At 65.1% G+C, this 21,522-nt stretch carries 17 protein-coding genes and 1 tRNA gene; 7 read left to right on the top strand and 11 right to left on the bottom strand.

The features are described 5' to 3' along the window. Positions 1-43: 43 nt before the first annotated feature. The 4 genes from relA to NRG74_RS03640 all read right to left on the bottom strand — a co-directional run bounded on the left by relA (position 44) and on the right by NRG74_RS03640 (position 5,569). On the bottom strand, positions 44-2,284 hold the full coding sequence (relA, locus tag NRG74_RS03655; RefSeq protein WP_093252518.1) for a GTP diphosphokinase: 2,241 nt from the start codon (positions 2,282-2,284) through the stop codon (positions 44-46). A gap of 63 nt (positions 2,285-2,347) precedes the next feature. Next, positions 2,348-3,712, bottom strand: a complete 1,365-nt coding sequence (rlmD, locus tag NRG74_RS03650; RefSeq protein WP_257705719.1) for a 23S rRNA (uracil(1939)-C(5))-methyltransferase RlmD — start codon at positions 3,710-3,712, stop codon at positions 2,348-2,350. After that, positions 3,699-4,598 (bottom strand): cysteine synthase CysM, encoded by a 900-nt coding sequence (gene cysM, locus NRG74_RS03645; protein WP_017642224.1) that lies wholly within the window; start codon positions 4,596-4,598, stop codon positions 3,699-3,701. The genes rlmD and cysM overlap by 14 nt, the downstream gene beginning before the upstream one ends. Positions 4,599-4,678: 80 nt before the next feature. Beyond that, positions 4,679-5,569 carry an alpha/beta hydrolase gene (locus NRG74_RS03640; protein WP_173148021.1) on the bottom strand — a complete coding sequence of 297 codons (891 nt, stop codon included), beginning with the start codon at positions 5,567-5,569 and terminating at the stop codon, positions 4,679-4,681. A 211-nt stretch (positions 5,570-5,780) separates the two neighbouring features. On the opposite strand from NRG74_RS03640, the gene NRG74_RS03635 reads away from it, so the two are divergent. Beyond that, on the top strand, positions 5,781-8,549 hold the full coding sequence (locus NRG74_RS03635; RefSeq protein ID WP_017642222.1) for a response regulator: 2,769 nt from the start codon (positions 5,781-5,783) through the stop codon (positions 8,547-8,549). A 4-nt stretch (positions 8,550-8,553) separates the two neighbouring features. Here the strand turns inward: NRG74_RS03635 and dinB are convergent, their stop codons facing one another. The 3 genes from dinB to NRG74_RS03620 all read right to left on the bottom strand — a co-directional run bounded on the left by dinB (position 8,554) and on the right by NRG74_RS03620 (position 10,328). Continuing rightward, positions 8,554-9,651, bottom strand: a complete 1,098-nt coding sequence (gene dinB / locus NRG74_RS03630; RefSeq protein ID WP_017642221.1) for a DNA polymerase IV — start codon at positions 9,649-9,651, stop codon at positions 8,554-8,556. Positions 9,652-9,744: 93 nt separating this feature from the next. Beyond that, a complete protein-coding gene (locus tag NRG74_RS03625) occupies positions 9,745-9,978 on the bottom strand; it encodes a hypothetical protein (RefSeq protein ID WP_017642220.1) in 234 nt (77 codons plus the stop codon). A 32-nt stretch (positions 9,979-10,010) separates the two neighbouring features. Then, complete coding sequence (locus NRG74_RS03620) at positions 10,011-10,328, bottom strand: hypothetical protein (protein WP_017642219.1); 318 nt, start codon at positions 10,326-10,328, stop codon at positions 10,011-10,013. A 173-nt stretch (positions 10,329-10,501) separates the two neighbouring features. On the opposite strand from NRG74_RS03620, the gene NRG74_RS03615 reads away from it, so the two are divergent. From NRG74_RS03615 to NRG74_RS03595, 5 genes are all read left to right on the top strand, one after another. Continuing rightward, positions 10,502-10,648: a hypothetical protein gene (locus tag NRG74_RS03615; protein WP_017642218.1), complete on the top strand. Its 147-nt coding sequence runs from the start codon at positions 10,502-10,504 to the stop codon at positions 10,646-10,648. Between the two features lie 91 nt (positions 10,649-10,739). Further along, positions 10,740-10,816 (top strand) — tRNA-Met (locus tag NRG74_RS03610). 190 nt (positions 10,817-11,006) lie between these two features. Beyond that, positions 11,007-13,664 carry a bifunctional lysylphosphatidylglycerol flippase/synthetase MprF gene (gene mprF, locus NRG74_RS03605; RefSeq protein ID WP_256562900.1) on the top strand — a complete coding sequence of 886 codons (2,658 nt, stop codon included), beginning with the start codon at positions 11,007-11,009 and terminating at the stop codon, positions 13,662-13,664. Positions 13,665-13,671: 7 nt separating this feature from the next. Further along, positions 13,672-14,946: a virulence factor family protein gene (locus tag NRG74_RS03600; RefSeq protein ID WP_184286963.1), complete on the top strand. Its 1,275-nt coding sequence runs from the start codon at positions 13,672-13,674 to the stop codon at positions 14,944-14,946. A gap of 238 nt (positions 14,947-15,184) precedes the next feature. After that, a complete protein-coding gene (locus tag NRG74_RS03595; protein ID WP_257705718.1) occupies positions 15,185-15,490 on the top strand; it encodes a hypothetical protein in 306 nt (101 codons plus the stop codon). A gap of 46 nt (positions 15,491-15,536) precedes the next feature. On the opposite strand, the gene NRG74_RS03590 is transcribed toward NRG74_RS03595, so the two are convergent. Further along, a complete protein-coding gene (locus tag NRG74_RS03590) occupies positions 15,537-17,378 on the bottom strand; it encodes a potassium transporter Kup (RefSeq protein WP_017642214.1) in 1,842 nt (613 codons plus the stop codon). A gap of 306 nt (positions 17,379-17,684) precedes the next feature. On the opposite strand from NRG74_RS03590, the gene rimO reads away from it, so the two are divergent. Continuing rightward, positions 17,685-19,010, top strand: a complete 1,326-nt coding sequence (gene rimO, locus NRG74_RS03585; protein WP_093252824.1) for a 30S ribosomal protein S12 methylthiotransferase RimO — start codon at positions 17,685-17,687, stop codon at positions 19,008-19,010. A 7-nt stretch (positions 19,011-19,017) separates the two neighbouring features. On the opposite strand, the gene cadR is transcribed toward rimO, so the two are convergent. The 3 genes from cadR to NRG74_RS03570 form a co-directional block, all read right to left on the bottom strand. Beyond that, entirely contained in the window at positions 19,018-19,488 is a 471-nt protein-coding gene (gene cadR / locus NRG74_RS03580; RefSeq protein WP_017642212.1) for a Cd(II)/Pb(II)-responsive transcriptional regulator, read from the bottom strand. A 188-nt stretch (positions 19,489-19,676) separates the two neighbouring features. Next, positions 19,677-19,856 carry a hypothetical protein gene (locus tag NRG74_RS03575; protein ID WP_017642211.1) on the bottom strand — a complete coding sequence of 60 codons (180 nt, stop codon included), beginning with the start codon at positions 19,854-19,856 and terminating at the stop codon, positions 19,677-19,679. A gap of 170 nt (positions 19,857-20,026) precedes the next feature. Next, entirely contained in the window at positions 20,027-21,430 is a 1,404-nt protein-coding gene (locus tag NRG74_RS03570; protein WP_257705717.1) for a hypothetical protein, read from the bottom strand. Positions 21,431-21,522 lie beyond the last annotated feature (92 nt).

Raw genomic sequence — 21,522 nt, 5'->3', positions numbered from 1 at the left:
CACGAGGCGCCAGAGGCGCCTCGTGGGGTCGTCGCCACACCGCTCAGGCAGTGCGATTACGCCGGGCTTCGATGATATTGGGCAGCTGGGAAATGCGCCCGAGCAGGCGGCCGAGGGCGTCCAGGCCGGGGATCTCGATGGTCAGCAGCATGTTGGCGGTGTTTTCCTCGCGATTGGAGCGGGTGTTCACCGCCAGCACGTTGATCCGCTCGTTGAGCAGGATCTGCGAGACGTCGCGCAGCAGACCGGAGCGGTCGAAGGCCTTGATCACGATATCGACCGGATAGGTCTGCACCGGCACCGGGCCCCAGCTCACCTGGATGGTCCGCTCCGGCTCGCGACTGGCCAGCTGCAGGGCATTGGCGCAATCCTGTCGGTGGATAGTCACGCCGCGGCCGAGGGTGATGTAGCCGACGATGGCGTCACCCGGTACCGGCTGGCAGCACCCAGCGATCTGGGTCAGCAGATTGCCCACCCCCTGGATCTGTACATCGCCGCGCTTGCCCGGCTTGTTGGTGGGCTTGCGCGGGAGGAGATCGAGGGTATCGAGGCCCTTGTCCGGCTCCACCAGCTGCTGAGCGGCGTGCATCACATGGGCCAGGCGCAGATCGCCGGCGCCCAGGGCCGCGAGCATGTCCTCGGCGCCCTTGTAGTTGACCTTCTCGGCCAGGGTGTTGAAGTCCACCGGCGGCAACGCCAGGCGCGACAGCTCGCGCTCGACCATGGCCTTGCCGGCGGCGACGTTCTGGTCACGCGCCTGGAACTTGAACCAGTGGACGATCTTGGCCCGGGCCCGCGAGGTGTTGACGTAGCCGAGGTTGGGGTTGAGCCAGTCGCGGCTGGGCGAACCCTGCTTGCCGGTGATGATCTCCACCTGCTCACCGGTCTGCAGCTGGTAGTTCAGCGGCACGATGCGGCCGTTGATCTTGGCGCCGCGGCAGTTGTGGCCGATCTCGGTGTGCACCCGATAGGCGAAGTCCAGCGGCGTTGCGCCCTTGGGCAGGTCGATGGCGTGGCCGTCGGGGGTGAAGACGTAGACCCGGTCCGGCTCGATGTCGACTCGTAGCTGATCGGCCAGGCCGCCGATGTCGCCCAGCTCCTCGTGCCATTCCAGCACCTGACGCAGCCAGGAGATCTTTTCTTCGTAGTGGTTGGAGGCCGATTTGACGTCGGTACCCTTGTAGCGCCAGTGCGCGCAGACCCCCAGCTCCGCTTCTTCGTGCATGGCGTGGGTACGGATCTGCACCTCCAGCACCTTGCCTTCCGGGCCGATCACCGCGGTATGCAGGGAACGGTAGCCGTTCTCCTTGGGATTGGCGATATAGTCGTCGAACTCGCGGGGAATGTGCCGCCAGAGGGTATGCACGATACCCAGCGCGGTATAGCAGTCACGCATCTCGGGCACCAGTACCCGCACCGCCCGCACGTCGTAGATCTGGCTGAACTCCAGACCCTTGCGCTGCATCTTCCGCCAGATGGAATAGATGTGCTTGGCCCGACCGCTGAGGTCGGACTTGATGCCGGTGGCGGTGAGTTCGTCCCGCAGCTGCTGCATGACGTCGGCGATGTACTGCTCGCGATCCAGCCGCCGTTCGTGCAGCAGGGTCGCGATCTGCTTGTACTGCTGCGGCTCCAGATAGCGGAAGGACAGGTCCTCCAGCTCCCACTTGATATGGCCGATGCCCAGGCGATGGGCCAGGGGCGCATAGATGTCGGCCACCTCGCGGGCCACCCGGTTGCGGCGCTCTTCGGTGGCGTTCTTGACCGCGCGGATGGCACAGGTGCGCTCGGCCAGCTTGATCAGGGCCACGCGGACGTCGTCGACCATGGCCACCAGCATGCGCCGCAGGTTGTCGACCTGGGTCTGGCTGCCCAGCACCATGGACTTGCGCGGATTGAGACTCTCGCTGATCGCCGCCATGCGCAGCACGCCTTCGATCAGCTTGGCCACCACCGGGCCGAAATGCTCGGTCGCCGATTCCAGGGTCGCCTTGCCCTCGCGCACCGCTCGATAGACGATGGCCGCGATCAGGCTGTCCTGATCCAGCTTGAGGTCGGCCAGGATCTCGGCCATCTCCAGCCCGGTGTGGAAGCTGGAGGTACCCTCCGCCCAGGTGTGCTCGACCTGACCGGAATTCTCTTCCGCCGTGCGGGCGAAGCCGCAGGCATCCAGCAAGGCCTCGCGATCGAGATTCGGATCCACGCTCTGGATATGATCCAGCCAGGCGTGGAGGTTGATGCTGCCATCGACGTTGACTGGCTGATGCGCTCTGACCTGTACCATCTACCCCTTCCTCACGGCGTAGCCTTCTCGCCGGATTGGCTCGCATCGGTTGGCGAGCCGTCGTTACCCGGGCATCCTGCCCGCTTCGAACAGCACCATGGCTTCCACATGGGCAGTCTGCGGGAACATGTCGAGAATGCCCGCCCTTGTCATGCGATAGCCCTGTCGGACCAGCTCTCCCGCATCCCGCGCCAGGGTGGCCGGATTGCAGGAAACATAGACCAGTCGCCCGATGCCGAGCCCCCGGAGCTGCCGGACCACCTCCAGCGCACCGTCGCGTGGCGGATCCAGCAAGGCCAGCGAATGGCTGCCCAGATCGGCGGGTAGCGGGTTCGACAGGTCCACCTGTAGAAAGTGCGCGTTGCCGATGCCGTTGTCACGCGCATTTTGTATTGCCCGGGATGTCATCGCCGCGACCCCTTCGATCCCGGTGACCGCCGCTGCCTGCCGCGCCAGTGGCAGGGCGAAATTGCCCAGGCCGGAGAACAGATCGAGCACCCGGTCGTCAGCGGTGGGCGCCAGCCAGTCCAGCGCCTGGGCGACCATGGCCTCGTTGATGGCGGCGTTGACCTGGACGAAATCGCCCGGCTGATAGGCCAGCGTCAGGTCCCAGGGCGCCAATCGATAGCCCAGCCTGGCGTCGGTCTGATCCGGCTGCGGCTCGCCCTTGCCCTGCCACCAGAGCTGGACGCCAGCGGCCGCGCAGAAGTCGCGCAGACGGGCCTGGTCGCCTGGCAGCAGCGCCTGGGTATGGCGCACCAGCAGGGCCGTGGCCGTACCCTGGAAGAGTTCGACATGACCGATCGCCTGGGGCCGCGCCAGCCCGCTCAGCAGGTCAGGTAGCGCCCGCAGCAGCGGCTGCAGTTCCGGGACCAGTACCAGGCAGTCGTCGGGAGTGACGATGTCCTGGCTGGCCTCGGCGCGAAAACCCACCTCCAGGCGTCCTTGGCGCTCGTCCCAGCGCACCGCGACGCGGGCGCGCCGGCGATAGCCGAACTCGGGACCGACCATGGGGGCGGCCCAGGCCAACGGTTGCACCCCGGCCAGCCGGCGGAATTGCTCGGCGAGGGCGTCCTGCTTGAGGGTCAGTTGATCGGCATGGGGCAGGTGCTGCAGGGTGCAACCACCGCAGCGGTCGGCCACGCTGCAGGGCGGTGTGCGCCGCAGCGGATTGGCTTCCAGCACCCTGAGGGTACGGGCCTCGACCACCTGGCTACGAGCACCGAGCACCCGCGCCTCGACCTGCTCGCCCGGCAGGGCACCGGCGACGAACCAGGTCCGCCCGCCTTCGCGGGCGACGCCGCGGCCGTCATGGGACAGCCGCTCGATGGCCAGCAGCTGCCGCTTGCCAGTCGGCACCGCCGCCGCCCGGGCGCCACCGGCGGGTTGGAAGCGCAGCCCGCCGCCGCCTCGCTTAGCGCGGGTCATAGACGCCGGTCGACAGGTAGCGATCGCCTCGGTCACAGATGATCGCGACGATCACCGCATTGTCCACTTCCCGGGCGATGCGCAGGGCGCCCGCCACCGAACCGCCGGACGACACACCGCAGAAGATGCCTTCTTCCCGGGCCAGACGGCGCATGGTGTCCTCGGCTTCCTGCTGGCCCATGTCGATGATGCGATCCACGCGACTGGATTCGTAGATCTTCGGCAGGTAGGCCTCCGGCCAGCGGCGGATACCAGGAATGGCCGCGCCCTCCTCCGGTTGCAGACCCACGATCTGCACCTTGGGATTCTGCTCCTTGAGGTAGCGCGAGGTACCCATGATGGTCCCGGTGGTCCCCATGGAACTGACGAAATGGGTGATGCTGCCGTGGGTCTGGCGCCAGATTTCCGGACCGGTGCCCAGGTAGTGGGCGACCGGGTTGTCGCCATTGCCGAACTGGTCGAGCACCTTGCCGCGGCCCTCGGCCTGCATGCGGGTGGCCAGATCCCGCGCGCCTTCCATGCCCTCTTCCTTGCTGACCAGGATCAGCTCGGCGCCGTAGGCGGTCATGGCCGCCTTGCGTTCGGCGCTGGAGTTGTCGGGCATGATCAGGATCATGCGATAGCCCATGATCGCGGCGGCCATGGCCAGGGCGATCCCGGTGTTGCCGGAGGTGGCCTCGATCAGGGTATCCCCGGGCAGGATGTCGCCACGGGCCTCGGCCTGGCGGATCATCGACAGCGCCGGGCGGTCCTTGACCGAACCCGCCGGGTTGTTGCCTTCCAGCTTGAGCAGCACGGTACTGCGGGTGTCGCCGGCCAGGCGCTGCAGGCGCACCAGCGGCGTGTTACCGATGCAATCGGCGATGGTGGGATAGTGCAGACTCATGAATCAGCTCGTTCCGCCAGGGGTGAAAGCCTTCCATGATACTCCCAAAGCATCGCTGACCCTACCCATCCGGCGCCTGGCTAAGGCCGCGGCGTGGCGGCACCGTCGCTGGCCACCTCCAGGGCGGCGGGCAGGCTCAGCGACAGGATGCCCTCCGGCCCCAGGTTGGGCCGCACCTGCGGCGTCACCTGCAGCCCCGGCAGCCCGGCCAGCCGTTCGGCCAGCCGCTTGGCGGCCTCGGGCGCGACCTTGCGGGTGAGGTCCTCGGTACCGGAATACAGCCACAGCTGCACCGGACGGGCGCCCCCCACGCCCTGGAATTCCTGCGCCCGCTTGAGGATGAAACCCTGCTGCCAGCCAAAGGCGACATCGCTCGCCACATAGCGCTGGAACGCCTGGGGCTGCCGATAAAGGGTATCGAGCACGAACAGCCCGCCGTAGCCATGGCCCCAGAGGGTCTGGCGGTTGGGGTCCACCGGTACGCTCTGGGTCAGCAGCGGCTTGATGCGTTGTTCGATCAGATCGAGAAACGCCCGCGAGCCCCCTGCTGGCCAGTCCTTGCGCACGTCATCATGATTGCGCCCACTGCCGATCGCCGGGGTGTAGTCGTAGGTGCGTTCCTGCATGGCGTCCGCGGCATCGGCGTACCCGATGGCCACCAGCACCGGCGGACTCTTCAGTTTATGCGGGGACAGCCAGACATCCTGCAGCTGTGCCAGGGCGGCATCGCCATCGAGCAGAAAGAGCGCGGGATAGCCCATCATCGGCGCCGGTTGCTTGGGGATGCCGATATAGACCCGATAGCGGCGCTTGCCATCCGCCGAGTCGAGCAGGTGCGTCTCGAAGCTGTAGTACATCGACCCCCGCTCCACCAGGGTGGTCTTCTTGGGCTCTTGGGCCTGGGTCGGCACCATCCAGCCGGTCCCCAGCAACAGGGCACCCGCCAGCATCAGACTGCAACTCTTCTTCAAAGGATCTCCTCGAACGCAACCGTACCGGAACGACCGGCAGTCCCTACCAGACCGCCGACAGGGTCAATGGTTGTGCACCTCGGCCAGAAGCCGTGGCAGCCTTCGCGGATTTTCTCGAATCAGCGCGCCAAGGGGTGCGACCCCTTTCGCAAAGACTCTCTTTACATTTGGTAAAGGGGTTAGACTCGCCAATTTCCTCGGGGGACGTGCAGTGCTGGACGAATTGGGACTCAAGGGACGCATCCTGCTGTTGAGCGTCCTCCCGACCTGCTGCATGGCGGCTCTGCTGGGGGTCTATTTCAGCTGGGTGCAGCTGTCCGACATGCGCAACCAGCTCATCGAGCACGGTCAGCTGGTGGCCCAGCAGATGGCCCCGCTCATTGCCCCGGCCATGCGTACCGGTGACAACGACCAGCTCAACCGTATCGCCCAGCGCGCCCTCGACCAGGCCGATGTCCGGGCCATCACCTTCCTGGATGACGACGGCAACGTCCTCGCCCATGCGGGCCCCTCGATGACGGTGGCACTCACCGGGCGGGACTACCAGACCATCAGCATGAGGTCTGGCCTCGACATCACCCACTTCAATCTGCCGGTGCAGACCCACGACCTGCGCCTGACCCGCAGCGACGGCAACCCGGCCACGCCCCAGACCCTGGGCTGGATCCAGCTCGAACTCTCCCATCACGCCACCCTGCTGCGCGGCTATCGCAACCTGGTGGCCGGCCTCCTGCTGATCCTGCTCGGCCTGGCCTTCACCGCCTTCATCGCCGTGCGCATGGGCCGGCGCATCAACCGGCCGCTGCAGGTGATCGCCCAGGGCGTCAGCCAGCTGCAGGAGGGTCGCCTGGAGACACGCCTGCCGACCCAGCTCGGCAGCCCCGAATTCGACGAACTGGCCACCGGCATCAACCGCATGGCCGAAGCCATGGAAAATGCCCAGTTCGAGATGCAGAACAACATCGATCAGGCCACCGAGGACGTGCGCCAGAACCTGGAAACCATCGAGATCCAGAACATCGAGCTGGATCTGGCGCGCAAGGCGGCGCTGGAGGCCAGCCGCATCAAGTCGGAATTCCTGGCCAACATGAGCCACGAGATCCGCACCCCGCTCAACGGCATCATCGGCTTCACCAATCTGATGCAGAAGAGCGAGCTGACCCCGCGCCAGCAGGATTACCTGAGCACCATCCAGAATTCCGCCGAGAGCCTCCTGGGCATCATCAACGAGATCCTCGACTTCTCGAAGATCGAAGCCGGCAAGCTGGTGCTGGAGAATCTGCCGTTCAACCTGCGCGACATGATCCAGGACACCCTGACCATCCTGGCGCCGTCGGCCCATGAAAAGCACCTGGAACTGGTCTGCCTGGTCTATCGCGACACCCCGACCCACCTGGTCGGCGATCCGCAGCGCCTGCGCCAGGTGCTCACCAACCTGGTGAGCAATGCCATCAAGTTCACCCACTCCGGCACCATCGCCGTGCGCGCCATGGTCGAGGAAGAGACCGACGACCACGCCCAGTTGCGCATCAGCGTCCAGGACACCGGGGTCGGCCTGACCGACGAAGACCGCCAGATGCTGTTCCAGGCCTTCTCCCAGGCCGACAACTCCCTGACCCGCCAGGCCGGCGGAACCGGTCTCGGCCTGGTCATCTCCAAGCGCCTGATCGAGCAGATGGGGGGCGAGATCGGCCTGGAGAGCATTCCCGGCGAAGGCTCGGAATTCTGGATCACCCTCAACCTGCCCAAGGCCCACGGCAGCGTCGAGAGCCACAAGCGCATCGCCCTGGCCGGTCGTCGCGTCGGCCTGGTGGAGCCCCACCCCCTCACCCGCCAGGCACTGCAGCACCAGCTGGAAGAATGCGGCCTGAGCGTGGAGCCGTTCGAGACCCTGGAACAACTCAGCGAAGCCGTCGCCCATCCGGCCTCCGGCAAGCTGCCGGTCAGTCTCGCGGTGCTGGGCGTCAGCGCGCGCAGCATTCCGCCGGACCTGCTCACCGAGCGCATCTGGGAACTGGGCCGCCAGGATTGCAACACCCTGGTCTATTGCCCGACCACCGACCAGGCGGTGTTCCATGCCTCCCTGCCCGACGTCCATTGCCAACTGCATTCCAAGCCGGCCTGCAGCCGCAAGCTGGAACAGGCCGTGGCGGAATTGCTCAACCAGCGTCCGCAACGCAATGAAAGTGGCGGCCTGGGCATCACCGACAGACCACCGCGCCTGCTCTGCGTCGACGACAATCCAGCCAACCTGCTGCTGGTGGAGACCCTGCTGACCGATCTCGGCGCCCAGGTCACGGCGGTGGAGAGCGGCTATGCGGCGGTGGAAGCCGTCCAGCAGGAGCGCTTCGACCTGGTGTTCATGGACGTGCAGATGCCTGGCATGGATGGCCGCCAGGCCACCGAGGCGATCCGTGACTGGGAAGCCAGCGAAGGCGGCACCCCAGTGCCCATCGTCGCCCTTACCGCCCACGCCATGGCCAACGAGAAACGCGCCCTGCTGCAAAGCGGCATGGACGACTACCTCACCAAGCCCATCAGCGATCGGCAACTGGCCCAGGTCATTCTCAAATGGACCGGCCTGCGCCTGCTGCACAGCTCGGCGCCCGAGGTCACCAGCCTCAACAGCGGCGGCCAGGACATTTCCACGCTGGCGGTGATGGATGCGGACGAAGGCCTGCGCCTGGCGGCCAACAAGCCGGACCTGGCCAAGGACCTGCTGAGCATGCTGCTCGCCTCCCTGGCCGCGGACCGTCAGGCCATTCGCCAGGCCCGCGAAGACGGTGACCGCATCGCCCTCATCGAGCGCGTCCACCGCCTGCATGGCGCTACCCGCTATTGCGGCGTGCCCCAGCTGCGCGCTGCCTGCCAGCACAGCGAAACCCTGCTCAAGCAGGGCGCCCCGACCTCCAGCCCGGCGCTGGAAGAACTGGACGCGGCCATCGTCAATCTGTCCACCCAGGCCAAGAGCCCGCTCTAGCGGGCTAGTCCTCGAACAGCCGCAACTGCAGCGCCGCCTCGCGCAGATCGGTCAGGCGCACGCCCACGCCGAGCAGGCGCACCGGTCGATTGCCCCGCCGATAGGCCTGCTCCAGCAGCCGCCGATAGCTGTCGAGATCGCGCCCGGCGCCCTGCTGTTCCAGGGTGGTCTGGGTGAAGTCGTGGAACTTGACCTTGATGAAGGGCCGCTCCGGGCGATAGCGGTCGGCCAGGCGCGTCAACCGCTCTTCGAGCTTGGCCAGCAACTCGGGCAACTCCTTGGCACAGGCGGCGGCATCGGGCAGGTCGCGGTCATAGGTGCGCTCGACGCTGGCCGATTGCCGCTGGCTGTCCACCTTGACCTGGCGCTCGTCGATACCATGGGCCAGTGCCCAGAGGCGCTCGCCGAAGCTGCCGAATTCACGCAGCAGATCGAAGCGCGACCAGGTCTGCAGATCGCTGCACAGGACGATGCCACGGCGCTTGAGCTTGTCGGCGGTGACCTTGCCGACGCCATGCAGCTTGGCCACCGGCAGCACGGCGACGAAGTCGTCCACCTCATGGGGCGCGATGACGAACAAGCCGTTGGGCTTTTTCCAGTCACTGGCGATCTTGGCGAGAAACTTGTTCGGCGCGACGCCCGCCGACACCGTGATGTTCAACTCCTGCCAGACCCGGCGGCGGATGTCGCGGGCGATCAGGGTGGCGCTGCCATTGAACAGCTCGCACTGGGTGACATCCAGGTAGGCCTCATCGAGGGACAGCGGCTCGATCAGCTCGGTGTAGTCCTGGAAGATGGCGTGGATCTGCCGCGACACCTCCTTGTAGACGTCGAAGCGCGGCTTGACGAAGACCAGGTCGGGACAGAGCTTTTGCGCCTGATGGGACGACATGGCGGAGCGCACGCCAAAGGCCCGCGCCTCGTAGTTGCAGGTGGCGACCACCCCACGGCGATCAGGGGTTCCACCTACCGCCAGCGGCTTGTTGCCCAGGCGCGGATCATCGCGCATCTCGATGGACGCATAGAAGCAGTCACAGTCGACATGGATGATCTTGCGCTGGCGCTTGGGTGGGAGCTGGGCGGGGGAATTGTCCGGAGCCATGGAGAAAGATGCCGGGCCGGGCACTGCGGCTGATTATCCGTACAGTAAGCCAAGACCGCCCGGATTTGTCCATGGCGGACGACGAATCGCCGGTTAACCGACGTCCTGCAGCAGGCGCTGCCGATGCACGACCTCTTCGCGCAGCTCGTCGACCACCGCCTTGAGATCATGGGCATGGTGCAACTGATCGTAATAGAGGTGGCGCTCGGCGATGACCCCATCCGGGGTGGTGATCATCAGGCGCGCGAAATGCTCACTACGCTCGAAGAACTCGATACGCCCCAGACCCTGGAGATGCTGAAGCAAGGTTTCCAGCAGGAGATTCATGGCGACCCCTTGGACTTTCCTGGTCAAACGGTTCAGTCGCGTTGCCCATCGTCGAAAGGTGCACTCTCGTCGTCGGCGATGACGATCCGCTCTTCGAAATGGCCGGATCGAACATGGCGGGACGTGGTGTCCAGCAGCGCCTGCGCGGAAACGCGCAGTGTCTTCATGTCGTCGACGAGCAATTCGACTTTTTCCACGACTTGAAGTGCCATATCGGCGGCGCCATTGGCACTACTGCCGGTCAGCGCCAGCGAAAGATTGCACAACTGGGCGACGAGCGTCGCGATGTCGTGCTCCATCACGCGCATGATGCGCTGGTCCAGACCACTCGAATCCTGAGAAGGGTGCATGAGGTTCTCCATAACACCCAGCGAGGATAGCACATGGCCACCACCCGCTTGAGCGACCAAGCGGCGTTTTGCTATCACCGTCTCACTTGTCAGCGCGGTGGACTCTCATCGGCTTTTCGGACTCTTTGCCATCCTCATAGGTCGACTGAGGACGTACATCTAGGAGACCACCCATGAAACGCCCTCTATTGTTATCCTCCGCCCTGCTCGTCACCCTGGCGCTCGGCGGCTGCTTCGATCGCGATCAGTCTGATCAGCAGAATCGCTCCAGTGGTGAAAAGGCCTCGGTCCAGATGCAGAAGAGCGACGGCGACAAGTGACCTCGACCCTGCCTGACTAAATAAGCCTTTGAAGAATATTAAATTTTTCCTTGACGAATTTTTTCTTGGCCCTATACTGAGCCACATCGGACGCGGGATGGAGCAGTCTGGTAGCTCGTCGGGCTCATAACCCGAAGGTCGTTGGTTCAAATCCAGCTCCCGCAACCAAATTCGAAAAAACCACTCTCTTGAGTGGTTTTTTTTTGCGCTGAATTTGACCGGGGTCAGATCACAGCGGTGCGAACTCTGTAGCTACGCGAGCTACAAAGGTTGGTATAGAGCTTTTTTATCTGTACAAGGCTTGGCAAACCGCGCGCGACCAGTAATCTGACGCGCGTTCCTGTCTAGAGGAGTTTGCATGACTGCACCTGATCCAGCCAAAGAGGTCTCCTCGAAGCCGGCATCCCCTGCGGACCATCCTGTTTCGCCCCCTCAAGCGCTGCCCTGGCGCCTGCTGGAGCGGTTGACGGCCTATCGACAACCCATCGAATTGGGTGTGACCCTGGTGTTGTTCGCCGCCGCGCTGGTGGTCTGCTGGCATCTGCTGAGCAGCATCGATGGCGAGGCGCTCCACGATGCCCTTCACGATATCCCACATTCATCCCTGATCGGCGCCCTGATCGCCGCCGCGGCCGGCTTCACCATCCTGCTCGGTTACGAGTGGTCGGCCATGCGCTTCGCCGACGTCAAGCTGCCGGCCCGCGCCTGGACCATGGGCGGCCTCACCGCCTTCGCCATCGGCAACGCGGTCGGGCTCTCCATGTTGTCCGGCGGCTCGGTACGCTATCGCCTCTATGCCCGCCAGGGCCTCAGCGCCCTGGAAGTGGCGCGGATGACGGTGTTTTCCAGTCTGGCGCTGGGCACCGCCCTGCCGCCACTGGCCGCCATCGCCGCGCTGACCAACCTGCCCGCCTCCACCCAGGCCCTGCGCGTACCGGAAGCGGTGATCGTTACCGCGTCCGCCGTGATCCTGATCGGCTATGCGATCGGCATCCTGGCGCTGCGTCGCTGGCGAGCACCTGAGCAGCCCTGCGCCCATGCCCTGCATTTCCGCATCGGCAAACGCGCCCTGCGCCTGCCGACCCTGCGGCTGTCCGCGCTGCAACTGGTGATCACCATCCTCGACGTGACCGCCGCGTCGATGGTGCTCTATCTGCTGCTGCCGACGGCTCCGCCCTTCGGTGCCTTCCTGCTGGTCTATCTGCTGGCGCTGGCCGCGGGCGTGCTCAGCCACGTCCCGGGCGGCGTCGGCGTGTTCGAAGCGGTGCTGCTGGCAGCCTTCGCCAACGAACTGGGTGCCGCTCAGCTCGCCGCGGCGCTGGTGGTCTACCGGCTGTTCTATGTGCTGCTGCCGTTCGTGATCGCCTGTCTGGTGCTGCTGTTCAGCGAAGGCCGGCGCCTGCTGTCGAACAGTCCTGCGGTACGGGTCGCCTCGGGACTCGCGGCACCCATCCTCGCCATCCTGGTTTTTTTTTCTGGGGTGGTCCTGCTTTTTTCTGGGGTCACCCCTGAAATAGACACCCGTCTGGAGGGCATGGATTTCCTGCTGCCCCAGCGGTTGATCGATGCCTCCCACCTGGGCGCGAGCCTGATCGGCGTCGTCTGTCTATTGCTGGCGCAGGGATTGCGCCGGCGCCTGTCCGCGGCTTGGGCGGTGACCTTGGTCTTGCTGCTGCTCGGTTCCCTGCTGTCCCTGTTGAAAGGTTTCGACTGGGAGGAAGCCTCCATCCTGGCGCTGACGGCGGCGCTGCTCGCCACCTTCCGCAAATCCTTCTATCGCCGCAGCCGGCTGATGGAGCAACCCTTCTCGCCGCTGTACGTGACCGCCAGCATCTGCGTGGTCGCGGCCTCGGTGTGGTTGCTGCTGTTCGCCTACCAGGACGTGCCCTACGATACCCGTCTCTGGTGGCAATTCGCCCTGGACGCCGATGCGCCACGCGGCCTGCGTGCCGCCCTGGGCAGTTCGGTCCTGCTGCTGATCATTGCCCTGGGCTGGCTGCTGCGCGCCGCGCCGCCGCCCATCGAAGCCCCGACCAACGCCGAGCTCGAGCGCGCCTTCGGTATCGTGCGCAAATCCAGTCAGCCGGATGGCGGTCTGGTGATGACCGGTGACAAGGCCCTGCTCTTCCATGAAAGCGACGATGCCTTCCTGATGTACGGACGGCGGGGCCGCAGCCTGATCGCCCTCTTCGATCCCATCGGCCGCTCCCAGCCGCGCGCCGAGCTGATCTGGAAGTTTCGTGATCTCTGCGACCTGCACCATGCCCGACCGGTGTTCTATCAGGTGCGCGCCGAAAATCTACCCTTCTATATGGACATCGGACTCACCGCGCTCAAGCTCGGCGAAGAGGCGCGCGTGGACCTGCACGCCTTCGATCTCGACAGCAAGGGCAAGAAGGACCTGAGATACACTTGGAATCGTGGCCAGCGCGATGGCCTGGCCATCGAATTCCATGCCCCGGGCGAGGCGCCACTGGACGAACTCAAGGCGATCTCCGACGTCTGGCTGGAAAGCAAGCAGGTGCGCGAGAAAGGCTTTTCCCTGGGTCGTTTCGACCCCGCCTATCTCCAGCACTTCCGCATCGCCGTGGTGCGCTTCCAGGGCAAGGCGGTGGCCTTCGCCAACCTGCTGGAAACCGAACGCCCGGATCTGGCCAGCATCGACCTGATGCGGGTCACCGCGGATGCGCCCAAGCAGACCATGGAATTCCTCATGCTCGGGCTGATCCTGCACTTCAAGGCCGCCGGCTTCGCCCGCTTCTCGCTGGGCATGGTCCCGCTGGCCGGCCTGCATCCCCGCCGTGGCGCCCCCATCACCCAACGCCTGGGCGCCATGGTGTTCAGACGCGGTGAACAGTTCTATAACTTCCAGGGCCTGCGCCGCTTCAAGGACAAGTTCGATCCGGAGTGGGAGCCGCGCTACATGGCGGTGCCCGCCGGCCTGGATCCCCTGGTCGCCTTCGCCGACACCGCCGCCCTAATCGCCGGAGGTTACACCGGCCTGGTCAAACGTTGAGACTCCTATGCTGAAACGTGCACTCGCAGTACTGCTCGTCATCCTGCTGATCGCGGGGGGCCTGGGCTGGTGGTGGCTCCATCGTTGGCCGTCGGCGCCCCAGGTCAAGGTCCTGGAGCAGCCGGATGGTCGTCTGCTGACCATGGCAGCGCCCAAGGGCGAGCCCCATGCTCGCGTGGTGCTGGCCACGCCGTCGGACCTGCAGCTGGCGGATGCCGATCTGCTGGGCCTGGCCACCAACACCGGCGCCGAGATCGTCCAGTACGAGGTCAGGGTATCCAATGGCTGCCAGGCGCAGAGCGATGACTTCGCCAACGCGGCCAAGCAGCTGAGTGGCGCCCCAACCTTCGTCGGCGGCATCGGCCCAGGCGCCGCCCGCGCCTGGCGCTGGCTGACCACCCAGGACAATCCGAAGGCCGCGGCCCTGAGCGTCGGCTTCAACCTGGAAACCCTGGATTGCCCGGACGCCCTGCCGGCCAAGGCAGCCGCGGGTCAATGGCACATCGCCTGGAACGATCATCCGACCGACGATTCGGCCATCTTCGTGCGCCAGCAGAGCAACGCCGATCTGACCATCGCCGACTACGGCACCGCCCTGCCGGTGGTCCTGCGCACCCAGCTCAAGAATCGTCTGCTGGGCCAGCACAACGACATCCCGACCATCGAGATGCCGGCCGATCCAGACGTCAAACCCGGCCACCCCGACGTGGTGACCATCTTCTATTCCGGTGACGGCGGCTGGCGCGACATCGACCGTCTCTCGGCCCAGGCCATGAACGAAGCGGGTTATCCGGTCGTGGGCGTGGATTCCCTGCGCTACTTCTGGCAGCACAAGAGTCCCGAGCAGGTCGCCGCCGATCTCGCCAACCTGATGCAGGAATACCGCGAGAAGTGGAACGCCAAGCACTTCGTCCTGGCCGGCTACTCCTTTGGCGCCGACATTCTCCCGGCGGTCTACAACCGGCTGCCCAAGGCGGATCAGGACCAGGTGACCTCGCTGCTGTTGCTGGCCTTCAGCCGCAAGAGCAATTTCGAGATCGCCGTGGAAGGCTGGCTCGGCAAACCGGGCGATGAGGCCGATACCCTGCCGGAAACCAGCAGGATTCCCCCCGCCAAGCTGTTCTGCGTCTATGGCGAGGAAGAGAAGGACGACAGTGGTTGCACCCAGCCGGGTCAACCGGGTGAGAAGCTGGCCCGCCCGGGCGGTCATCACTTCGACGAGAACTACGACAAGCTGGCCGACTTCATGGTCAAGGCCATCGAGGCCCGTACGCCGCAATAGCCACCAGATAGACCGGGCTTGAAGCCTGTTCAAAGTCTAGCGAGCTAGAGCTAAGCAAGGCGAAGATGGCTGAGGAAGCGGAGTTTACGATTGGTAAATGAGCATTCCGAAGCCATCTTCAACGCCGCTTAGCCGACGCGCAGCAGACTTTGGACTGGCTTGGGTCCCGGACGAACGGCCGGAACAAGGGGGCAGTCTCCAACGGTCTATGGCTGCAACAGCCACGGAGACCTCTGTCATGAGCACACCGCTTTCCGCCGACGCCGCCAGCAAGATCCTGGTGGATGCCTTCCAACCCCTCGGCTGCGTGGTATCGTCCGGCGCGGATGGCCATGACCTGGCGCTGGGCGTGGTGGATGCCCAGGGCAAGACGCTCTACACCGAAGAACAACTCAGCGAGACGGACTACAGCGATCCGCTGCGCCTGGCTGGCTACATAGGCACGGTGCGCAGCGAGCTGGAAGGCCGCGGCCAGACCCTCGACAGCTGGCAGATGCCCTTCATCACCGATCCTGACGCCCTACCGCCGTCGGTATTCAACTAGGCAAAGAAAAGGCCCCTGCTGGGGCCTTTGTTCTTTCTGCGCTCGGCTAGATCTCGACCTGGGTGCCCAACTCGATCACCCGGTTCACCGGCAGCTTGAAGAATCTCAGGTTGCCGTTGGCGTTCTTCATCAGGAAGACGAAGAGATTCTCGCGCCAGGGCGCCATGCCTAGGCGCTTGGAGGCGATCACCGTTTCCCGGCTGAGGAAGTAGGTGGTGCGCATCGGGGTGAAATCCAGGCCTGGATAAGGGCAGTGGCTCAAGGCCAGGGGGATGTCCGGCTCGTCCATGAAGCCGTAGTGCAGCACCACGCGATAGAAGCCGTCGCCGAAGTCCTCGACCTCCATGCGCTCGCCACGCGATACCCGCGGGCGATCCTCGTAGCGCACCGTGAGCAGCACCACCTGCTCGTGCAGCACCTGGTTGTGCAGCAGATTGTGCAGCATGGCATGGGGGACCACGTCGGTCCGGGCGGTGAGGAACACCGCGGTGCCCTTGGCGCGGAATGGCGGTTGGGCACGGATGCTACTGATAAAGATCGGCAATGGCAGCGCGCCGTCGTCCAGGCGCTCCACCACCAGTTGCCGGCCCCGCTTCCAGGTGGTCAGCAGGATGAAGATGACGATACCGGCGATCACCGGGAAGGAGCCGCCGGAAAAGATCTTCGGCGCATTGGCCGAGAAGTACAGGACGTCCACCAGCAGGAAGCCGATCAGCAACGGCACCATGATCCAGCGCGGCCATTTCCACAGCAAGAGGATCACCGCCGACACCAGGCAGCTGGTGATCAGCATGGTGCCGGTCACGGCCACGCCATAGGCCTCGGCCAGGTTGGCCGAGGACTGGAAGGTCAGGATCAGGAAGATCACCCCCAGCATCAGCGCCCAGTTCATCAGCGGGATGTAGATCTGCCCCTGCTCCTGGCTGGAGGTGTGCTGGATCTGCATGCGCGGAATATAGCCCAGCTGGATAGCTTGGCGGGTCATGGAGAAGGCGCCGGTGATCACCGCCTGGGAGGCGATGACGGTGGCCAGGGTCGACAGCCCGATCATCGGCAGCAGCAGCCATTCCGGGGCCAGCAGATAGAAGGGATTACGGACCGCCGAGGGATCGGCGAGCAGCAGTGCGCCCTGACCGAAGTAGTTGAGCACCAGCCCCGGCAGCACCAGCAGCAGCCAGGCCCGGGCGATGGGTTTGCGCCCGAAGTGGCCCATGTCGGCATAGAGTGCCTCGGCCCCGGTCAGGGCCAGCACGGCCGCGCCCAGGACGATGAAACCCTTCACCGGATTGGCGGCAAAGAACTCCACTGCCCAATAGGGATTGAAGGCCTTGAGCACCTCAGGCTGCTGGACGATGCCATAGACGCCCAGGGCGCCCAGGGTGGTGAACCAGAGCACCATCACCGGGCCGAAGAACTTGCCGATGGTGGCGGTGCCGCGCTTCTGGATGGCGAAGATGCCGACCAGGATCACCAGGGCGATGGGCACGACCCAGGCCTCCAGACCGTCGAAGGCCAGTTCCAGCCCCTCCACCGCCGACAACACCGAGACCGCCGGGGTGATCATGCTGTCGCCATAGAAGAGCGCGGCGCCGAACAGGCCGAGCAACACCAGGGTGGTGGCGAGGCGCGGCGAGCCCTGAGCGGCGCGACGGGCCAGGGCGGTGAGGGCCATGATGCCGCCCTCGCCCTGGTTGTCGGCGCGCATGACGAAGGTGATGTACTTGAGGGTGACGACCCAGATGAGCGACCAGAAGATCAGCGACAGGATGCCGAGCACGCTGTCGTGGTTCAGCGCCAGGCCATAGTGCGGCGAGAAGACTTCCTTGAGGGTATAGAGAGGACTGGTACCGATGTCGCCGTATACCACGCCGGTGGCGAGCACGATCATTCCCAAGGCCGAAGGGGCTTTACCACCGTGCTCGTGTTCCGGACGGCTCATGCAGGGCTCCTAGAGTCTAAAATCGGCGCATCCTGCGCCGAAGCGGCGTCAGGATCAAGTTGAAAAGGCCGGTAGCGTGGCGTGGGCAACCTCTCGGCGCAGCGCTTCAAGGACCATAGACTCTCTGGTCGGCAAAAAGCTCTGTGCGGTCGCCAGGACCGGCGTACCCCTTCCAAGCAGCGGCAGAGATGGCTAGAATCGCGCGTTTTTTGATCAAGGCGCCTCCTGAGCGCCCGCCGAGGTTAGCCCATGTCCATCCAAACGTCCGCCCCCAAGGTCGGTTTCGTCAGCCTCGGCTGTCCCAAGGCCACCGTCGACTCCGAACGCATCCTTACCCAGCTGCGCATGGAAGGCTACGAGATCGTGCCGACCTATGAAGACGCCGACGTGGTGGTGGTCAACACCTGCGGTTTCATCGACAGCGCCAAGGCCGAGTCCCTGGACGCCATCGGCGAGGCCATCGCCGAGAACGGCAAGGTGATCGTCACCGGGTGCATGGGCGTCGACGAGGGCAACATCCGCGGCGTGCACCCCAGCGTGCTGGCGGTGACCGGTCCGCAGCAGTACGAGCAGGTGGTCAGCGCCGTCCACGAGGTGGTGCCGCCGCAGCTGGAGCACAATCCGCTGATCGACCTGGTCCCGCCCCAGGGCATCAAGCTGACCCCGCGCCACTATGCCTATCTGAAGATCTCCGAGGGCTGCAACCACAGCTGCAGCTTCTGCATCATCCCCTCCATGCGCGGCAGGCTGGTCAGCCGCCCGGTGGGTGACGTGCTGTCCGAGGCCGAGCGGCTGGTCAAGGCGGGCGTGAAGGAGCTGCTGGTGATCTCCCAAGACACCAGCGCCTACGGCGTCGATCTCAAGTACAAACTGGACTTCTGGAACGGCCAACCGGTCAAGACGCGCATGCTGGAACTCTGCGAGGCGCTGTCGGGCATGGGGGTCTGGGTGCGCCTGCACTATGTCTACCCCTACCCCAACGTCGACGACGTCATTCCGCTGATGGCCGCCGGCAAGCTGCTGCCCTATCTGGACATCCCCTTCCAGCACGCCAGCCCCAAGGTGCTCAAGTCCATGAAGCGCCCGGCGTTCGAAGACAAGACCCTGGCGCGCATCAAGCGCTGGCGGGAGATCTGCCCGGAGCTGACCATCCGCTCCACCTTCATCGTCGGCTTCCCCGGCGAGACCGAGGAAGACTTCCAGTACCTGCTGGACTGGCTCACCGAAGCCCAGCTGGATCGCGTCGGCTGCTTCCAGTATTCGCCGGTCGAGGGCGCGCCGGCCAACGAGCTGGGTCTGGAAGCCGTTCCGGACGAGGTCAAGCAGGAGCGTTGGGAGCGTTTCATGGCGCACCAACAGGCCATCTCCGCCGCGCGCCTGCAGCTCAAGATCGGTCGCGAGATCGAGGTGCTGATCGACGAGGTGGACGAGCAAGGCGCCATCGGCCGCTCCTACGCCGATGCCCCGGAAATCGACGGCAACGTCTATGTCGATAGCGCCAATCCCCTCAAGCCAGGCGACAAGGTCTGGGTGCGGGTCACGGACGCCGACGAGTACGACCTCTGGGCAGAGGCGCTCTGATCCCTAGCTAGTCATGCAGACGGTGGGTGCCGGGCACATGGGCGTGCCCGGCCGCACTGCAGCTGGCGGTGGTCGCCGATGGCGCCGCCGGCTGACCGAGTTCGCGCAGGATGCCGCAACGGTCGCCCTCGCCTTCCCCCTGGCACTGCCGTCTCAGGGTCACCAGCTGTTCGCGCAGCTGATTCAACTCGCGAATGCGCACCTCGACATGATGCAGATGGGCGCCGATCAAGGCGTCCACCTGGGCGCACCCCGGCGTGGCGGTATCCCGCAGCGCCAGCAGCGCCCGGATCTCTTCCAGGGTCATGTCCAGGGAACGGCAATGACGCACGAAGATCAGGCGCTCGACCTGATCCTCGTCATAGCTGCGGTAGTTGCTGCTGCTACGCGCCGCCGGACGCAGCAGGCCTTCACGCTCGTAGTAGCGGATGGTCTCGACCGCGCAGTCGGTGCGCCGGGCCAATTCGCCAATCTTCATCGTGCCCTTCTCGCTCCGCTGACATCCGGACAGCCTGACGCGCTCGCGGCCCTGGGGCAAGGGTTCTGGAACTACCGGCAGGCGGTGGGAAGAGACGTTGGCGATGCTCAGCCGGTGCGGACGTGCAGGAAGACAAAACGACGCCCCGGCGATGAGTGGATCGCCGGGGCGTCGCGACAAACATCAGACTAGTTGGCGTTGTTCTGGTACAGCGCGGAAGCACGGGCGGGATGTTCCGACTGGAATTGCGCTTGGGCATTGGCCCGGATCGACTTGCTGGACAGGTCGCGACTGGCCGCGGAAGCGGTACCCGACAACAGGCCCATGAACAGGACGGCAACGAGCGCTTGGATACCCAGGACTTTCATAGCGAATACCTCTTGGTTGTGCTGTTTCGATAGACAAAGCATACTCCCAGTACTAATCCGCCAAAAAGTCGCGTTTCGGTGAGTGATATTTACCTATTAGGCAAATATCACTAGGGAACGTCTTGATACTGCCTCGGACATTCGCTCATCGGCCAGGCGCGCTGCCCTGCCTATTGCAACTCGCTCAGCTGTTTTTCCAGGCCCATGGCCTGGCCTGCCCCGACACTGGTCAGGTGGAACAAGCCATAGGCCTCCAGATAGGTCCAGCGACTCAAAGGACCATTGCCTGAGATGCCATGTCGGCATTCGAGAGTCTTGGCCCTGCCACTGAGAGTAGCCAGCACCTTGCGCGCCTCACCCTCGCCCACCACCTTGCAGGACAGCTTGATCTCCCGCTGCTCCGCGCCTTTCAGATTGCCGGTCAGGGTCTGCCGGGCCTGGTAGCCGATCTGGCTGCCCACCGCGAGCCTCCGCCAGTCGCCGCTGAAGCTCAGTCGATCCAGGCTGGCGAGTTCTTCCACCGGCAGATTGCCGTTGTCGAGGCGGGTGCGGCGTACCAGGTCGATCAGCCCGCGCCAATTGAGCGAGTCGACCCGTGCCGCCCTGCCCTGGGCGCTGAAGCGCAACAAGCCTGGCTGCGCGCCAGGGCTGACCCGGACCTCTTCGCGATAGGCCTGGGTCTGGCCATCGTAACGGCTCTCGCCCGCCTCCACGAAGCGCTGCACGGCCATGGCTGGCGCGGGCAGCGCCAGCGCCTTGAGCGCCTGCAGAGGCTGAGACTGGGCCGCGGGCAACTCGCCAGCGGGCGACGGTGCAGCCGGCGGTGTCGCGGCGGCCTTGATCCCGCCCAGGCGTGGCGTGGCCAGTAAGGCATCCCGGCGGTCACAGGCGGCTTCCAGCAGGGTGCGCCGCTCGACGGGAGCGGCAGCGAAGGTCTCTTGCCCCTGGGCGCCTGGCTGGCTGTCAGTTATCCGCCCGGTGTCGTCCAGGCCGTAACGCGCCAGCAGTAGATAACGGCGCGCGGTACAGTCGGCGGCCAGGGATTCGCGCCACTGGCGCACCGGAGCGCCATAGCGCGGCGTCTGCAGCTGGACGGGCAACTGTTGGCCTCCCCAGAAGCGGCGCACCCCGTTGGCGTCCACCAGGCTGTTGCGGTCGATGACCAGGGTGTCGCCACCGGCGCCGCTGGCGAGGACACGCCAATCCGCACTGGCCGGCTGGGCGCAGAGCGCAGCCACGTCTGGACGCTGCTTGAGCGCCTCGACCTTGGCGGCGCTCAGCGCCAGGGGCGCGGCATAGCCATTCACCCGTCCGGGATAGACGCGCTGATCGCCCTCCAGAAAGAGCAATTCGGCCTGTTCATCCACGCAATCCAAGGCCACCAACGCGGCGCCGCCATCCGCCAGGGCCAGCGCCAGTTGCAGGCGAGAGCCCTGGCGCAGGACGCTTTCAGCCATAACGGGCCGGGTGAAGAGCTCCTCGGCATTGGTCACCGGTTCGGCAGGCGGCTGCTGGGTGCTGCAACCCGCCATCAGCGACAGCAGGCAGAAGGCGTAAATACGGTTGGAGATCATGGTTCCTCTCGGCTGAAAACCGCGATGGATGTCGCGAACAGCAAATTGACCTGAACGAAATGCGTCTGGCGCGGATCAATAAGGGAAGCATG

The organism is Pseudomonas oryzihabitans (genome assembly GCF_024652905.1).
GTDB lineage: Bacteria > Pseudomonadota > Gammaproteobacteria > Pseudomonadales > Pseudomonadaceae > Chryseomonas > Chryseomonas benzopyrenica.
The sequence above is the reverse complement of the archived record's forward strand: the minus strand, read 5'-3'. Positions and strand labels throughout refer to the sequence as shown.

Excerpts from the sequence above, each read along its gene's own strand:
- relA (WP_093252518.1), bottom strand. The coding sequence starts at position 2,284 with ATGGTACAGGTCAGAGCGCATCAGCCAGTCAACGTCGATGGCAGCATC.
- rlmD (WP_257705719.1), bottom strand. The coding sequence starts at position 3,712 with ATGACCCGCGCTAAGCGAGGCGGCGGCGGGCTGCGCTTCCAACCCGCC.
- cysM (WP_017642224.1), bottom strand. The coding sequence starts at position 4,598 with ATGAGTCTGCACTATCCCACCATCGCCGATTGCATCGGTAACACGCCG.
- dinB (WP_017642221.1), bottom strand. The coding sequence starts at position 9,651 with ATGGCTCCGGACAATTCCCCCGCCCAGCTCCCACCCAAGCGCCAGCGC.
- NRG74_RS03625 (WP_017642220.1), bottom strand. The coding sequence starts at position 9,978 with ATGAATCTCCTGCTGGAAACCTTGCTTCAGCATCTCCAGGGTCTGGGG.
- NRG74_RS03620 (WP_017642219.1), bottom strand. The coding sequence starts at position 10,328 with ATGCACCCTTCTCAGGATTCGAGTGGTCTGGACCAGCGCATCATGCGC.
- NRG74_RS03615 (WP_017642218.1), top strand. The coding sequence starts at position 10,502 with ATGAAACGCCCTCTATTGTTATCCTCCGCCCTGCTCGTCACCCTGGCG.
- mprF (WP_256562900.1), top strand. The coding sequence starts at position 11,007 with ATGACTGCACCTGATCCAGCCAAAGAGGTCTCCTCGAAGCCGGCATCC.
- NRG74_RS03600 (WP_184286963.1), top strand. The coding sequence starts at position 13,672 with ATGCTGAAACGTGCACTCGCAGTACTGCTCGTCATCCTGCTGATCGCG.
- NRG74_RS03595 (WP_257705718.1), top strand. The coding sequence starts at position 15,185 with ATGAGCACACCGCTTTCCGCCGACGCCGCCAGCAAGATCCTGGTGGAT.
- NRG74_RS03590 (WP_017642214.1), bottom strand. The coding sequence starts at position 17,378 with ATGATCGTGCTCGCCACCGGCGTGGTATACGGCGACATCGGTACCAGT.
- cadR (WP_017642212.1), bottom strand. The coding sequence starts at position 19,488 with ATGAAGATTGGCGAATTGGCCCGGCGCACCGACTGCGCGGTCGAGACC.
- NRG74_RS03575 (WP_017642211.1), bottom strand. The coding sequence starts at position 19,856 with ATGAAAGTCCTGGGTATCCAAGCGCTCGTTGCCGTCCTGTTCATGGGC.
- NRG74_RS03570 (WP_257705717.1), bottom strand. The coding sequence starts at position 21,430 with ATGATCTCCAACCGTATTTACGCCTTCTGCCTGCTGTCGCTGATGGCG.